Origin of the sequence: Desulfurella amilsii (genome assembly GCF_002119425.1) — a bacterium.
GTDB classification, from domain to species: Bacteria; Campylobacterota_A; Desulfurellia; order Desulfurellales; family Desulfurellaceae; genus Desulfurella; species Desulfurella amilsii.
The window spans coordinates 1-15,170 of sequence record NZ_MDSU01000013.1; the positions used below are offsets into that span (position 1 = coordinate 1).

A 15,170-nucleotide genomic window follows, 5' to 3' on the forward strand; every position below is an offset into this window, starting at 1 on the left:
GAGCTAAAACAAGCTTATGCTAACTTAACAAACGCTATAGCTCAGCTAAACCAATTGCTCAACGAGCCCATTGATAAAACACATACATTTGATCAGGTAGCGGATGTTGTTAACTTAAAAACACCCCTTGACTCACTTTATGCTCAAACAGACAACCGTCCAGATATTAAAGCACTATCATTTGCAATTAACAAAGCCAAAGCTCAAGTAGGTATGGTAGAGTCTAGCTATTATCCTCAGGTACAATTAAAGGCAAACTACAACCGCAATGGTCAAAACCTCGATATGAACAATAACCCATACGCCGATAACTCCATCTATAGCCTAAACATAATTGCAAACTGGGATATATTTGACTGGGGTAAAACAAAAAATGATGTACAAGCCGCAAAGCTACAACAGATTGCCCTAGAAAATGAACTGGCTAATCTAAAAACACAGTCCAAAACTCAAATACTAAACGCATACGATCAAGCTGAAGTAGCATACCACAATATCTCAGTATCCCAAACTGCCCTAAAAGAAGCAAATGAAAACTATAAGCTAACCAATGAGCGCTATCTAAACCAACTTGCAACATCCACAGACATACTTGATGCAAGAACACTTCTTACTCAATCTGAGTCTAACTACTATGGAGCTATATATGGGTACTGCATAGCGCTAGAAAACCTTGCAAATGCTGTTGGAAAGTCAGATGAGTTTGATTATTTGATTAGGTTTAAATAAGGAGGTCTTGCCCCATGTCTAACTCTAAGAAAAAGCTTATTCTTATTGCCAGCGTAGTAGTAATTACCATTGCTTTGATAATCTACTGGATATACACAAGAAACCAGGTTTCTACAAATGATGCCCATATAGATTCACATATTTACTATGTATCGCCAAAGGTTGGAGGTCTCATAAAGTCTGTATATGTTGACAACTTCTTTCATGTAAAGAAGGATGAGCTCCTTGTAAAAATTGATCCGATTGATTATGAAAATCAGCTAAAGAGCCTAACTCACAAGTACAATGCAACACTTGATACCATAGCAAGCCTAAAGCAAGAAGCACTATCAGTGCAAAAAAGCTCAACAGGCCAGATAGGCTCGTTAGAAGAAAACATCAATGCCGCGCAAGCTCAGCTTGAATCATACAAGGTAAACCTTCACAAAGCTCAACTTGACTTAAAGCGCTACCAAAACCTCTACAACCAAAGGGTAGTATCTGCAAATGAATTTGAAATAGAAAACCAAAAGTACCATGGAGCTTTATCTGCATTTGAAGCCCAGCAAAGAACAATACAATCCCTTCAATCACAAATTGCTTCCGTATCAAGCTACACCCACCAAGTAGCTAAGATTAACGAGCAGATAAAATCCTATGGAAACCAGCTAAAAAGCTTAAAAAACCAGATAAACATAGCCCAAAATAACCTAAAACACACAAATATAATAGCTCCAGTTGACGGTATTATAACACAAAAAAACATAGAACCAGGCCAATACGTCCAGCCAGGTCAAACCCTGCTTATGGTAGTGCCATTAAGGGTTGCCTGGGTTAATGCAAACTTCAAAGAAAACCAGATCCACAGAATTAAAATAGGTGACAAAGCTACAGTAACCATAGATGCTTACCCGGGTGTAAAATTCAAAGGCTATGTAAAAGACATAGATGCAGGTACAGGCGATAGGTTTTCTTTGCTTCCGCCGCAGAATGCTTCTGGCAACTACATAAAGATAGTCCAAAGGGTCCCTATAAGAATACAGCTCTACCACTACGATTACAAAAAATATCCCTTAAGGGTTGGTCTAAACTCTGAAGTAACAGTGCATGTTAAGTAAGAGGCCAGTATGCAGCAGAAAGTAAACCCGTATATAATTGCACTAACTGTGATGATACCTACATTTATGGTACTGATGGACACATCTATCGTAAGTGTAGCTCTGCCATACATTGCAGGCCCATTGTCTGTTACATCAGATGATGCAGCTTGGACTCTAACGGTCTATATTGCAGCAAATGCTATAATCTTGCCAGTTACGGGTTTTTTTTCTCAAAAATTTGGTAGAAAAAAGTTTTTTTTGACAATGGTTATTGGCTTTACAGTAACTTCCTTTTTGTGCGGAATTGCTCCAAACCTTGACCTTTTGCTTTTGTTTAGAGCACTACAAGGCTTTAGTGGTGGCACACTTCAGCCACTGTCTCAGGCTATATTGATGGAGAGTTTTCCATTAGAAAAACGCACACAGGCTATGAGTATATTCTCTATTGGAGTGGTGTTTGCTCCAATTTTGGGACCATTGCTTGGGGGGTATATTGTAAACAATTACGATTGGCGCTGGATGTTTTTAATCAATGTGCCATTTGGCATACTTGCTATCATAATGATAATTTTGTTTATTTTTGATCCAGATTACGCTAAGGCAAAAAAAGAATTAAAAATCGACTATACAGCACTTAGTTTTCTTGTATTAGGTATTGGTTCACTCCAGACCATGCTAGATAGGGGCCAAGAGTATGATTGGTTTAATTCTAATTTTATTGTAGTGTTAGCATTAATAAGTTTCTTTTTTATTTCCATTTTTTTAATTAAAAATTATTTTTCAAAAACACCGCTTATTAGGATGTATTTGTTTAAAGACAAAAATTACGCATTTAGCGCTATCGCTATGTTCTTTTTGGGTTTTTTGTTTTTTACAACAGTAGCATTATTGCCAAATTTGGTGCAGACATTATTAAAGTATGATGCCTACACAGCTGGTCTTATTATGATGCCAGGTGGCGTTGCAAGCTTGATTGTAATTATTATACTTGGAAGATTTTCTACTAAAATTAATCAAAAAATAGCTATTTTTATCGGTAGTTTGATTGTTTTTTATTCGCTTTATTTAATGGAGCAGATAAATTTGACTGCATCGCCATACTTTATTATCCTTGGAAGAGTAATAATAGGCTTTGGGTTACCTTTGATTTTTATACCCATAAATGTGCTTGCTTTTAATTTTTTAAAAAAAGAAGATATAAACGAGGCCAGTAGTGTTATAAATTTTACAAGAAATATTGGTGGAAGTTTTGGGATATCTTTTATGATTGATACGCTTGTACAAAGAAGGTTGGAATTTCATAGAGACGCGTTGGTTTCGCACATAAATAGTTCAAACCCAATCTTTAATGGTTTATTAGAACATATGAGGCAGTATTTGGTTACAAGAGGTTTTTCTTTTGCTGACTCATACCATAAAGTAATTGCTTTGGCAAACAATACGCTTAATGCGCAAAGTTTGATAATGTCCTACCAGGACGCATTTCATGTAATGATGTGGATGTCGGTAATCTTTATTGTATTTTTACCTTTTATCAAAAAAGTAAAAAGTAAATCCAATACACAAGTTAATACTGAAATGTAGACATTAAATTGCAAACTTTTATTTTTTGTAAATTTCAAAAGAGTTTGATAAATTTTCATATTGGTATATAATAGCAGTAAATTTTTTTGGAGGAAGATGAATGTTGGATTTTTTTAGAAAGCACAGAAAGTATTTTTTTGTAGTGCTTGTTCTTGCTACATTGAGCTTTGTAGCAGGTGGTGCGTACCTTTACGTATCAGGTCCGTTTAAAACAAGTCAGGATGTAGCAATTAAAGTAGGTTCTACAAAAATTTCTTCTCAAGAGTATTTAAACACATACAATCAGCTGTATAGTTTTTATTCTAATTTGCTTGCTCAGATGAAAGGAGGTAATGTAACAGATCAGGATATCAAAAATTTACACCTAAAGCAAAAAACTGCCGATTTACTCATAGACAAGGTATTATTATTAAAAGAGGCTAAAAGAGAAGGCATAGAAGTAACAAAAGAAGATATCCAAAAAAATATAGAGAAAAATCCTGTATTTGCTGAAAACGGCAAATTTTCAAAAGAAAAATATCTACTTGTATTAAGGGAGAATCATTTAAAGCCAGCAGAATTTGAAAATTCTATCAAAAACGATTTATATATTGAAAAATTGAAAGATTCAATGGCAAAGAAAATCAATATTACTGATGTGATGGCAAAAAAGTACTTTACAGACAATTTTTCAAATATCAAGCTATCCTATGTAGATTTTAATGCAAGTGCATTTGCAAAAAAAGTTTCTTATAATGACAGCGATTTAAAAGATTATTACAATAAAAATAAGCAAGAATTTATGCAACCTGCAACGATTAATGTTAAATATGCTGCAGTCGATACATCTTATTTAGCACCAAAAGAAAAAGTCACAGACGAGGAGATGAAAAGCTTTTACGATACACATACGCAAAGTTTTCAAATGCCAGCAACGTATGAGCTTGCACATATACTAATTAAGCCAAAAGGTAACTCTAAACAGGATATACAAGAAGCACAAAAGAAAGCAGAAGAAATTTACAAACAGCTAACACCAAATAATTTTGAGCAACTTGCAAATCAATATTCAGATGATCCCTACAGCGGACCAAAAGGAGGCGTTTTAGGCTGGCTATACCCTGCAATGTTTAAGCCAGACAACACATTTGCTAAAGTTGCTTTTAGTTTAAAGAAAGGAGAGATTTCAAAGCCTTTTCAGACGCAGCTGGGCTACGAAATAGTGTATTTGATGAACACAAAGCCCACACAAACAGTTAGCTTTAATGAGGCAAAACCATATATTGAAAAAATGTTACAAGCGCAAAAAGCCCAAGATAATTTATTTAGAGAAAGCAAAAGAATAGCTTTGATGATTAAAAATCCCGCGGACTTTGATAAAATTTGCAAACAAGAAGGGCTAAAGGTGCACCAAACTGGTTTGGTTGCTATAAATTCAGGTATTTTGCCACAAAATATACTGCAAAAAGCTTATGAAGCTACAACAAACACACTGCTAGGTCCAGACGAAGTAAAAGCAAACAACAATACTGCTTATTTAATTTATGAGACGATTGAAAAAAATAATCCATACTTGCCAGATTTTGATAAGATAAAAGGGAAAGTTGTACAAGCCTACACTAAGTATAAAGCCACAGAACTTGCAAAAGAGGCTTTCTCTAAAGCTGTTGCCCAAAAACCACTAGATTTACAAAAAATTACTACTCAATACGGTTTGAATATTCAGGCAACACCGATGTTTTCTAAGATGAACCCAGATTCAAATTTTACATGCTTCAATAAACCGGAAAATATCGATTTTATCTTTAAACAAGCTGTAGGTTTTGTTGGAGTGTGCAGTGCAAATAGTGATAATTATATTTACAAAATCGCGGACAAAAAAGCTGATATGAATATGTTTGAACAATACAAAAATCAACTTAAAGTCCAGATGAAAGATGAAGAGGTTAACAAATCGCTGGATAATTTGTTAAAGGAACTAAAAGCTAACACAAAAATTGTAATCAACCCTCAAATTGTGAATGAAAGCAACAATCGATAAAATTATTGAAACATTGAAAGACATTTACCCTTCTTTGCAAGAGCCCATTGTTACTGAGGTGGCAAGGGAGGGTAACCCTTTTTTTGTTTTAATTTCAACTATACTGAGTTTGCGCACAAAAGATAAAACAACAAAACAAGCTACACAAAGGTTATTGAGCGTTGTAAAAACACCAGAAGAAATGCTTAACCTATCTGTAGAAAAAATTTCACAGTTAATCTACCCTGTGGGTTTCTACAATGTGAAGGCTAAAAATATTTTAAAGGTGTGTAAAATACTCGTTGAAAAATACAACGCCCAGGTGCCAGATAAACTCGAATATTTGCTTAATTTGCCAAATGTAGGCAGAAAAACAGCCAACCTTGTTTTATCCAAAGGTTTTAATATACCGGCAATTTGTGTTGATATACATGTACATAGAATTTCTAATAGATTAGGCATTGTAAAGACAAAAACACCAACGCAAACGGAATTTGAACTAACGAAAGTTTTGCCCAAAAAATATTGGATAGAGTACAATGATTTGCTTGTGCCATTTGGTCAAAATATCTGCACTCCTATTTCGCCTTTTTGTTCAAAGTGTAAACTTGAAAACATGTGTTTAAAAGTAGGCGTAAAAAGTTCAAGATGAATGGCGTCGAGATACTAAAGTTTTGTGCAAAAGATAAAATCAGAGGTTCACTAGATATTGCAGTAGATATTATTGAAGCTAGTTTTTCTATTGCAAGGGATTTAAAAACACAAAAATTGATAGCACTGCTGGAAAAAATTATGAAAAACCAACCTTCAATGGCTCTTGTAATAAAGACGTGTTCTAAAATAATACATTTAATAAAAAATAATAAATTTGATGACATAATTTTATTAAAAAGAGATTTATTAGATGCCAGCCAAAAAATTTGTTCTAAGGTAGCTAGGTATTTAAATAATAACTCAATATGCACTATTTCTTACTCTAAAGAGGTATTCTGCAGTATTGTTAATTCAGACTGCAAAGAAATATATATTGGTATTGCCAATCCCAAAAAAGAAGGAGAAACTTTTGCTTTAAACTTAAAAGATAATGGCAAAAAAGTCGTATTGTTTGAGGATAATAATTATCTATTTGGTGCTACAATGTGCGACATATTTATAAGTGGCGCCGATGCTATATTTGATAATGCTTTTGTAAATAAATCACAAACATTTTCTTTGTGTTTGTTTGCTAATTATTTTAAGAAACCTTTTTATGTTATAGCGAACAATTATAAGTATCTATCGCCAGATTTAAGAAAATACTATAAAATCTTACAAATGCCAAAAAAAGAGGTTACCAAAAAAGATTTAGATGTGTATAATGTGTATTTTGAAGAAATACCACTAGAATTAGTTACACTAATAAGGGGGTAGAATTTGGAATTTTTATTTGGGCCTGTTCCATCAAGAAGATTAGGTTTAAGCCTTGGTATAAATATTATACCACATAAAACTTGTAACTATAATTGTGTATATTGTGAGGTTGGAAAAACCACCAATCTTACAAACCAAAGACAATCATTTTACAATATTGAAGATATAAAAAAAGACTTTATTGAGCATGTAGACAAAGTGGGCAAATTTGATTTTATAACTTTTTCTGGAAGCGGTGAACCTACTTTAAACAAAGATTTAGGAGAGCTCATTAGGTTTGTAAAAAGCTTTAACAGAGCAAAGATTGCTGTTTTAACAAATGGCAGTTTGCTTTATTTAGAAGATGTAAGGCACGATCTTTATGAGGCGGATGTTGTAATACCAAGCCTTGATGCAGCGCAAGAGGCTGCTTTTAAGCGTATTAACCAGCCGCATAAAGAGCTGAACTTAAAAAATATCATAGAAGGTTTAAAATTATTTGTGCGAGAATTTAAAGGTGAAGTATGGCTTGAGATTGTGTTTGCAAAAGGCATAAATGACAAAGATCAGGATATTGAAGCTCTAAAAAAAGCTATAGAGTATATTGGTCCAAAAAAAGTACAAATTGGCACGATTGAGAGGCCACCTGCATTTAGAGGCATAGAAAAACTATCAAATGATAAACTTATGCATATTTATATGGCTTTGAAAGATTATAATGTTGAGCTTATTAAACCATTTTCAGATAAAAATGTAAATTTTAAAGAATTTTTAGAAAAATCTATAATAAAAATGATAAGTATAAGACCGTGTTCTGTCGAAGAGCTTGCAGATGTTTTTGATACTGAAAGAAAAGATATCTATAATATAGTATCCCAATTAATTAACAAAGAAAAAGCTTTTAAAAAAAATTTTGGCAACAAGGAATTTATTAGCGCAAGGAAGTAGTTATGAATCAGGCTAGCGTTGATTATAAAAAAGAGTCAAGAATAGTAATAAATAGATTACTTATTGCATCGACTTTTATAAATGTGGGGTTAACTATTGTAAAGTACTTACTTGGTAAATGGATTGGCAATGTTGCCCTTCAAGCAGATGCCTTGCATTCAGCTTTAGATGTGTTATCCAGCGTTATTGTGTTTAGCGCTATGTTTTTTTCTTATATAAAAACCGATAAATTTCCATTTGGATTGTATAAACTTGAGAATATAGCTTCCAGTCTTGTATCTTTGCTTATTGTATTAACGGCATTTGAAATTGGATATAGCTTATTTGAAAAACACGAGGTTTTACATGTTAGTATTTTCAAACAAGTTTTAACAGCAGGTATACTTTTTTTGATTGTTATTCTTATGTTTTTATACAGTCGTTATGAAAAAAAAATTGGCATAAAATACTCTTCAAGTGGTATAGTTTCTGATGCAGAACACATTAAGAGCGATTTGTTTTCAATTTTTATAATTATTTGCAGTATTATTTTTTCAATTTATGGTTTAAACATTGATAAGTATGTGGCTGTTATAATTATAGTCATGATACTGCACTCTGGTTTCGAATTATTTAAAAACTCGACACTTGCACTCCTTGATATTAATATTGATAAGAAAACAATCAAGGCAATAAATCTCGAAATTTCACAATTTGAACATGTCAACGAGATTACATCAATTAAAGGTCGAAAAAGTGGCCGCTTTATGCTTTTAGAGATTATTGTAAAGTTTGATGTAGCAAGTTTTGAAGAAGCACACAGGTTATCTACAGAAATAGAAAAACGTATCTATGAAAAGTTTCCCAATGTTGACAATGTAATTGTTCACTACGAGCCTATGGAAAAAAATATCGTAAAAATTTGTATTCCTCAAAGCAAAAATAATCAGATATCAGAAGATTTTAGCAATAGCAAATTTTTTTTGATTATAAATTACGATTTATCAAGACAAAAGATTTTAAATATACAAGAAAAACAAAACGACTTTTTAGAATTAAAAGAGAAAAAAGGTATACAGATCGCTTTATTTTTAGTAAAAGAGGGTGTAGATATTATTGTATCTACACAGCAGATTGTAAACACGGGCCCATATTTTGTTTTTAAAACGCACAACAAGAAATTTTACATGGTTCAAGACGCTAAAATCGACAATTTAGAACAATTATTAAAAAATATATCAAATAAAATTAACATTAAACATGTAATGGAGGAAGCTTAGACATGATAATTATTGGATCAGATCACGCAGGTTTTGCTATGAAAGAAATTATAAAAGAATATTTATTGGGGCTAAACTATCAATTTGAAGATGTAGGCACATTTAGCGAAGATTCGGTTGATTATCCGGATTTTGCGAAAAAAGCAGCAAAAAAAGTACAAAATAGCGATAATTTTGGTATACTTATTTGTGGAACTGGACTTGGCATGAGCATTAGCGCAAATCGGTTTGCGGGTGTTAGGTGTGCACTATGTCATGATGCATACACAGCTGAATTTGCGCGCAAGCACAATAATGCAAATATATTGGCGTTTGGTGGCAGGACAACAGGGGTTGAGATAGCAAAGCAAATGGTGTATATTTTTTTGAACGCGTCTTTTGAGGGTGGGAGACACCAAAGACGCGTAAATAAAATTGACACAGAAGGTGAAGAATGAATTTAAAAAACTCTTTAAAAGAAACTGATTTAGAGCTTTTCAATGCTATAGAAAAAGAAAAGCAAAGGCAAAACTATTCTCTTGAGATGATTGCCAGCGAAAACTTTGTATCAAGAGCAGTTTTAGAAGCGCAAGGCTCAGTTTTGACAAATAAATACGCAGAAGGCTACCCAGGCAAGCGCTACTATGGTGGTTGTGAGTTTGTAGATATTGCAGAACAATTAGCTATAGATAGAGCAAAACAACTATTTGGCGCAGAATATGTAAATGTTCAACCCCATTCTGGCTCACAGGCCAATATGGCCATCTACATGGCAGCACTCCAGCCTGGCGATAGGTTGCTTGGTATGGATTTATCAAACGGCGGACATCTAACGCATGGCTCAAAAGCAAATTTTTCTGGGAAACTATACTTAACATTTGGCTACGGGGTTAACCCGGAAACAGGCAGGATTGATTATGATGAAGTAGCTCAAATTGTAGATGAGTTTAAACCAAAGTTGATTGTTTGCGGCGCAAGCGCATACCCTCGAGAAATTGATTTTAAGAAATTCAGAGAGATTGCAGATAGAGTAGAAGCCTATATTTTAGCAGATATTGCCCATATTGCAGGGCTTGTGGCTGTTGGTTTGCATCAAAGTCCAATCCCTTATTGTGAATTTGTCACAACAACTACGCACAAAACGCTAAGGGGTCCTCGTGGTGGTATGATTATGTCAAAAGAATTTTTTGGCAAAGCTATTGATAAAACGATTTTCCCTGGCATCCAAGGTGGGCCTTTAATGCATGTGATAGCTGCAAAGGCGGTATGTTTTAAAGAAGCTTTAAGTGATGAATTTAAACAATATCAAACACAAATTGTAAAAAATGCTAAAAAGCTTGCACAAGCACTTATGGATAGCGGTTTTAAGCTTGTTTCAGACGGCACAGACAACCACATGATACTGGTGGATTTAACAAATAAAAGCATAACAGGCAAAGAAGCCGAAGAAGCGCTAAGTCAAGTAGATATTACTGTTAATAAAAATACTGTGCCTGGCGAAACAAGAAGTCCTTTTGTGGCAAGCGGTATAAGAATAGGCACTCCAGCACTAACTACCCGCGGCATGAAAGAACAACAAATGGAAATTATTAGCCAATTAATTGCTGATACATTAAACAATATTGGAAACGATAAAATTTACAATAGTATAAAACAAGAGGTGAAAAAACTCTGCGAAGAATTCCCGCTGCACTATTAATAGGGCTTTTTTGCTCTCTATTCTATAGATGTGCCTTTGCGCTAAATATTGATTTAAGAAAAATAAATGGGGTAAGTGGCTTTGTAATCTCAAATATAGACGCTAAATACACTCAAGAGTCACAAAAAGAATTTTTAAAACTTCAAATCTTAAATAAAAAATCTGATAAGCAATTTTATAAAAAATTAAATAATAACTATTTTGGTTTTATAAGCCTTTTTAATTCTTCAAATAATGTGGATATTGTAATAGCAGCAAAAAAAGGCTATGAACTTTTTGTTAAAAAAGAGCCAAATGCGCTTATTATTTACCCAAAAAAGATAGCTCAAGAAAATTCCATCGAGAAAAAAGAAAATTATGTTAGTAGTTCATTGTTTGTTAAACCTGCATTTAGTATTAGTTTAGTTGAAACTAAACCTACAGACCAAAATATATTTTTTTTAGGGCTCGATGCATACTCACATCAAAATTACAAGCAAGCATCCAAAGAGTTTAGTAAATTGACAAGCAATTCAAATAGTCCGTTTTTTTTAAATGCAATGTATTTACTTGCATTAAGCTATGAGAAAGTTGGTGATTATGACAAAGCCATAAAAACATACCATGAGATTTTAGGTTATTCATTGGAACTTGACGCACCAGCCAAAATTATGTACCAAATCGCACAAATATATAAAAAACAAGGCGATGGCAGGTATTTAGGTACGTTGAAAAAAATTGTTGAGCAATACCCATATAGCAATTGGTCAGACCAGGCAAAGTTTGAGCTGGGAAACGCTTTTTTCCCTGCCAAAAAATATAATCAAGCTGTACTTTATTATTCTTCAATAACTAAAGAAAGCCCATTGTATCAAATTGGGATGCTGAAAGCTGCCTATATTTTTTACTTAGAACAAAATTATCCTCAGGCAGCTTATTTGCTTTATTTGATTAATTTAAACGATATCAATTTAAAAAATAACGAAAAGTATATGGCTGCAGCTGCTTATGTATTTTGCCGTATGAAAGATTTCAAAAGTGCGGGAAATGTATTATCATACATTAAAAATACAAGATCTCCTGATTTTTATATTGCTAAAGCAGAGTGTGAACTTTTACAAAACAAACCAGCTTTAGCTCAAAGCACAATGAATGAAGCTTCAAAGACTTTTGCTTCAAATAAAGGCATTGAGGAAGAAAAGGCAAAAATAGACCTTTCGACAAATAAATTAAACGAGCAAGAAATTGAAAGCATTGCAAATAAATACAAAAACAACGAAAAAATCGTCCCCTTAGCAATGTGGAGTTTGGCTAAAATTTACTACAATAAAAAAGATTATGCTAAAGTGCTTGGCTTATATACTAAAAGTCAAGATTCATCTTCAAGTGTTATGGATGAGTTTAAAAAATTAGCTCAAGATAGTCTAAATCATTATGCAGACCAAAGTGGTCAAAATTTAGATGAAAAATCAATGCATGAATCTCTTAAATTTGCTAAAAATTTGAAATTAAACTTAAACTCATGTGACTTAGCTAAAAGTTTTATGTTTCTTGAACAATACAAATATGCATTTGAATCATTGCATCAATCTTCTGAGTGCTATAGAATTATAAAGGCAAATTATGACATACAAAAAGGCGACTCAAAAAGTGCTTTAGCTGATCTAAGTTCAATCAAATACAAAGACTATTTAAACATGATTTTTGCAAGGCTGTCTTATATAAATGGAGATCTAAATAAATCCAAAACTTTTTTTGAAAAGTGTTTAAATTCCAAAGATAAACTACTTAAGGATTATGCACAGCTTCAGGTAGCCAAAATTAACATAGAAGAAAATACGCAAAAAACTCCCCTGAACAATAAAAGCTTTAAAGGGCCATTTTTAGCTGAAAGTATATTTCTCAATGGTTTGTATTATTTTAATAAAAAAGATTATGCTAATGCGCTGAAATATTTTAGCCAAGCAGAAAATTATAGGAAATACAATGAGAGAGCCCTTTTTTATGAGACCCTATGTTTTGTTAACCTTGGTCAAAGGAAGTTGGCTCTTCAAAAATTGTCCATACTAGAGCGTAATTACCCAGACTCCACACTGTCAAAAAAATTGAAGGTTTTGATTCAATGAATAAGAATTTGGAGAATTTAGAGTATATATTTGAAAAACTCATAGAAACAACTCAGAATTTAGAAAAATCTCATGAATTACTCAAACAAAAAATTTCTTACCTGGAAGATAAACTAGATAATAATCGCAAATATTTAGAAAACATTTTAAACAGCATCACAAACGGTGTTTGTACAATAGATACCCAAACAAATATTAGTTTATTGAATCCCGCAGCAAAAAAAATTATAAATGTTGATAATTATCAAGGTCAAACATTAAAAGATCTATTTAGTATTGAGGCAAATAGCGTCGATGAGGTGTTAAACTATTGCAAGCTTAGCGAAGTTCATGATATTGTTAACGGCTCAAAACAACACATAAAATTAAAAATTAACGCTTCATATGTATACGATAAAGAGAAAGTGATAGGAGCTGTGCTTGTTTTTGAAGATATCACAAAATTAGAAGCTTTAAAACTCGAAAATAAGCAAAAAGAAAAGCTTGCCACGCTTGGTCAGATAGCTGCAAGCATTGCTCATGATATAAGAAATCCTCTAGCTAGCATTCAATTATTTGTTTCTCTACTGGAAGACGATGATGTGGAAGACAAAAAAGAGATTATTAAAAACATAAATACGAATATTCAGCGTATAGATGAAATTGTAACAAATACTTTACTTATAGCAAAAAAAGTTATTACAAAAAAAGAGCTGATTAAGTTGAATGAAATGGTTGATCAAATTGAAAAAGAAATAATAAACAAATTAATTTCTTACAATGTCTTATTTAAAAAAAATATACAACCAGCCATAATAACATCTGACAGAAATTTACTTAGAAGCATAATTACAAATTTATTAACAAATGCTATAGAAGCGGCAAAAACTACAGTTGAGCTCATGGTAAGAATTTTTAATAATATTCTGATAATTATTGTTAAAGACGACGGTTGTGTGCTAAACGATAAAAATATGATTTTTGAGCCTTTCTTTTCTGAGAAACAATCTGGTGTGGGTCTCGGGCTTTTTATTGTAAAAAAGGCCATTGAAGCTTTGAATGGTAAAATAACCGTATTAAGTGCGAAAAAAACTATATTTATCGTGTGTATTAATGTTTAGTTTTTTAAAATGGATTAAAATAGTGTTTTATCTGTTTTTTTATTACTTTACTCAGAAAAATACAAAAATAGCTATTAAGAAGCTTTCAGAAAAAACTATTAAAATTTGCAAAACCCGAATTATTTTTAACAAAACAAATATAAATTCAAAGAATTTTGTCATTATGGCTACGCATAAGAGTTATTTTGACATTTTTTGCATTGAACACTGTTTTGGTGATGCTAAAATTATTTGGTTTGCAAAACAAGAACTATTCAAAATCCCTTTTTATGGTCATATGCTAAAAGAAACAGGAGCATTAAGTGTTGATAGAAAATCTGTTATAAAATCAGCCCTTGCTATAAGAAAATTGTTAAAAGAGAAAAAAGACAATGTTGCTTTTGCGATTTTTCCTTACGGTACAAGAAAACACACAAATGACTTTAAAAGTGGTGGTATATATTTTGCAAAAAAGTTGAAATTACCTATAATACCAGTAAGGATCGATGGTAGTTGCAATGTTATGCCGCCAGGAAAAATAACTATAAAAGAAAATCAAACAGTTAATGTTAAGGTTTTTGAGGCAATCAATTATAATGAAGATTTCGATAAAATTGAATCAATATTGAAAAATATTATATGAAAAAAATACCACTTTTGGTTATTTTGTTGTTTAGCTTTTACATGCAAAGCTGCTCATATATACCATTTGTTGGCCCAACTTCTTCAGTTCATCCTTTAAAATCAGTAAATGTAGGCTACACAGAAAATGGCTTGGCTTCATGGTATGGGCCACAATTTCAAGGTCAGCTGACAGCTAGCGGTGAAATATTTGACATGTATAAACTAACAGCAGCAAGTAGAACGCTTCCCCTTAATGTATACACGAAGGTGACAAATTTAGATAACAATCGCTCAACAGTGGTGAAAATAAACGATAGGGGTCCGTTTGTGCAAGGGCGCATACTTGATTTGTCGTACGAAGCAGCAAAACAGCTTGGCATGCTACAAGCAGGCGTTGCGCCTGTTAGAATTACAGTTGTTTCGCCAAATTACTATTTATTGGCAGCAAATGAAAAATTTACAATTCAAGTTGGAGCGTTTACCGATTTTAAAAACGCTTTTGATTATAGAAACTACTTATCACGCTACTTTGATTCTGTTTATATAAATAGCTTTTATACAGGCAAAGTTACTTATTATAGGGTGAGAGTGGGGATTTTTGATGGCCAACAGCAAGCACAAGATTATGCACAAACAATTGTCAGTCCACTTGTAAAGAATTATTTTATTGTAGCAAAAGATTAGTTTAATTTTTCTA

At 32.6% G+C, this 15,170-nt stretch carries 14 protein-coding genes; all 14 read left to right on the forward strand.

Annotation, left to right across the window (positions count from 1 at the left end):
- Window positions 1-729 (forward strand): TolC family protein (locus DESAMIL20_RS02975; RefSeq protein ID WP_143340230.1); only part of this gene is annotated, 729 nt, incomplete at its 5' end.
- 14 nt (window positions 730-743) lie between these two features.
- Window positions 744-1,826, forward strand: coding sequence for an HlyD family secretion protein (locus tag DESAMIL20_RS02980; RefSeq protein WP_086033341.1), 1,083 nt, complete (start codon window positions 744-746; stop codon window positions 1,824-1,826).
- 9 nt (window positions 1,827-1,835) lie between these two features.
- Window positions 1,836-3,392: a DHA2 family efflux MFS transporter permease subunit gene (locus tag DESAMIL20_RS02985; protein ID WP_086033342.1), complete on the forward strand. Its 1,557-nt coding sequence runs from the start codon at window positions 1,836-1,838 to the stop codon at window positions 3,390-3,392.
- 100 nt (window positions 3,393-3,492) lie between these two features.
- Entirely contained in the window at window positions 3,493-5,412 is a 1,920-nt protein-coding gene (locus tag DESAMIL20_RS02990; RefSeq protein ID WP_086033343.1) for a peptidylprolyl isomerase, read from the forward strand.
- Complete coding sequence (locus tag DESAMIL20_RS02995) at window positions 5,393-6,043, forward strand: endonuclease III domain-containing protein (protein WP_086033344.1); 651 nt, start codon at window positions 5,393-5,395, stop codon at window positions 6,041-6,043. Before DESAMIL20_RS02990 ends, DESAMIL20_RS02995 begins: the two co-directional genes overlap by 20 nt.
- Window positions 6,040-6,801, forward strand: coding sequence for a translation initiation factor eIF-2B alpha/beta/delta subunit family protein (locus DESAMIL20_RS03000; protein WP_086033345.1), 762 nt, complete (start codon window positions 6,040-6,042; stop codon window positions 6,799-6,801). Before DESAMIL20_RS02995 ends, DESAMIL20_RS03000 begins: the two co-directional genes overlap by 4 nt.
- 3 nt (window positions 6,802-6,804) lie before the next feature.
- Entirely contained in the window at window positions 6,805-7,728 is a 924-nt protein-coding gene (locus tag DESAMIL20_RS03005; protein ID WP_086033346.1) for a radical SAM protein, read from the forward strand.
- Between the two features lie 2 nt (window positions 7,729-7,730).
- Window positions 7,731-8,987: a cation diffusion facilitator family transporter gene (locus DESAMIL20_RS03010; RefSeq protein WP_086033347.1), complete on the forward strand. Its 1,257-nt coding sequence runs from the start codon at window positions 7,731-7,733 to the stop codon at window positions 8,985-8,987.
- Between the two features lie 2 nt (window positions 8,988-8,989).
- Window positions 8,990-9,424, forward strand: coding sequence for a ribose 5-phosphate isomerase B (rpiB, locus tag DESAMIL20_RS03015; RefSeq protein WP_086033348.1), 435 nt, complete (start codon window positions 8,990-8,992; stop codon window positions 9,422-9,424).
- A complete protein-coding gene (locus DESAMIL20_RS03020; protein ID WP_086033349.1) occupies window positions 9,421-10,665 on the forward strand; it encodes a serine hydroxymethyltransferase in 1,245 nt (414 codons plus the stop codon). The genes rpiB and DESAMIL20_RS03020 overlap by 4 nt, the downstream gene beginning before the upstream one ends.
- Before the next feature lie 236 nt (window positions 10,666-10,901).
- Window positions 10,902-12,770, forward strand: coding sequence for a tetratricopeptide repeat protein (locus tag DESAMIL20_RS03025; RefSeq protein ID WP_158090493.1), 1,869 nt, complete (start codon window positions 10,902-10,904; stop codon window positions 12,768-12,770).
- Entirely contained in the window at window positions 12,767-13,870 is a 1,104-nt protein-coding gene (locus DESAMIL20_RS03030; protein ID WP_086033351.1) for a sensor histidine kinase, read from the forward strand. The genes DESAMIL20_RS03025 and DESAMIL20_RS03030 overlap by 4 nt, the downstream gene beginning before the upstream one ends.
- Entirely contained in the window at window positions 13,863-14,492 is a 630-nt protein-coding gene (locus DESAMIL20_RS03035) for a lysophospholipid acyltransferase family protein (protein ID WP_086033352.1), read from the forward strand. Before DESAMIL20_RS03030 ends, DESAMIL20_RS03035 begins: the two co-directional genes overlap by 8 nt.
- The gene (locus DESAMIL20_RS03040) at window positions 14,489-15,157 is read left to right on the forward strand and encodes a septal ring lytic transglycosylase RlpA family protein (protein ID WP_086033353.1); all 669 of its coding nucleotides are present in this window, start codon (window positions 14,489-14,491) and stop codon (window positions 15,155-15,157) included. The genes DESAMIL20_RS03035 and DESAMIL20_RS03040 overlap by 4 nt, the downstream gene beginning before the upstream one ends.
- The last annotated feature ends 13 nt before the right edge of the window (window positions 15,158-15,170 follow it).

Coding starts and splice junctions, on each gene's coding strand:
- DESAMIL20_RS03010 (WP_086033347.1), top strand. CDS start 7,731: ATGAATCAGGCTAGCGTTGATTATAAAAAAGAGTCAAGAATAGTAATA.
- DESAMIL20_RS03035 (WP_086033352.1), top strand. CDS start 13,863: ATGTTTAGTTTTTTAAAATGGATTAAAATAGTGTTTTATCTGTTTTTT.
- DESAMIL20_RS02990 (WP_086033343.1), top strand. CDS start 3,493: ATGTTGGATTTTTTTAGAAAGCACAGAAAGTATTTTTTTGTAGTGCTT.
- rpiB (WP_086033348.1), top strand. CDS start 8,990: ATGATAATTATTGGATCAGATCACGCAGGTTTTGCTATGAAAGAAATT.
- DESAMIL20_RS02995 (WP_086033344.1), top strand. CDS start 5,393: ATGAAAGCAACAATCGATAAAATTATTGAAACATTGAAAGACATTTAC.
- DESAMIL20_RS03020 (WP_086033349.1), top strand. CDS start 9,421: ATGAATTTAAAAAACTCTTTAAAAGAAACTGATTTAGAGCTTTTCAAT.
- DESAMIL20_RS03000 (WP_086033345.1), top strand. CDS start 6,040: ATGAATGGCGTCGAGATACTAAAGTTTTGTGCAAAAGATAAAATCAGA.
- DESAMIL20_RS02980 (WP_086033341.1), top strand. CDS start 744: ATGTCTAACTCTAAGAAAAAGCTTATTCTTATTGCCAGCGTAGTAGTA.
- DESAMIL20_RS03030 (WP_086033351.1), top strand. CDS start 12,767: ATGAATAAGAATTTGGAGAATTTAGAGTATATATTTGAAAAACTCATA.
- DESAMIL20_RS02985 (WP_086033342.1), top strand. CDS start 1,836: ATGCAGCAGAAAGTAAACCCGTATATAATTGCACTAACTGTGATGATA.
- DESAMIL20_RS03040 (WP_086033353.1), top strand. CDS start 14,489: ATGAAAAAAATACCACTTTTGGTTATTTTGTTGTTTAGCTTTTACATG.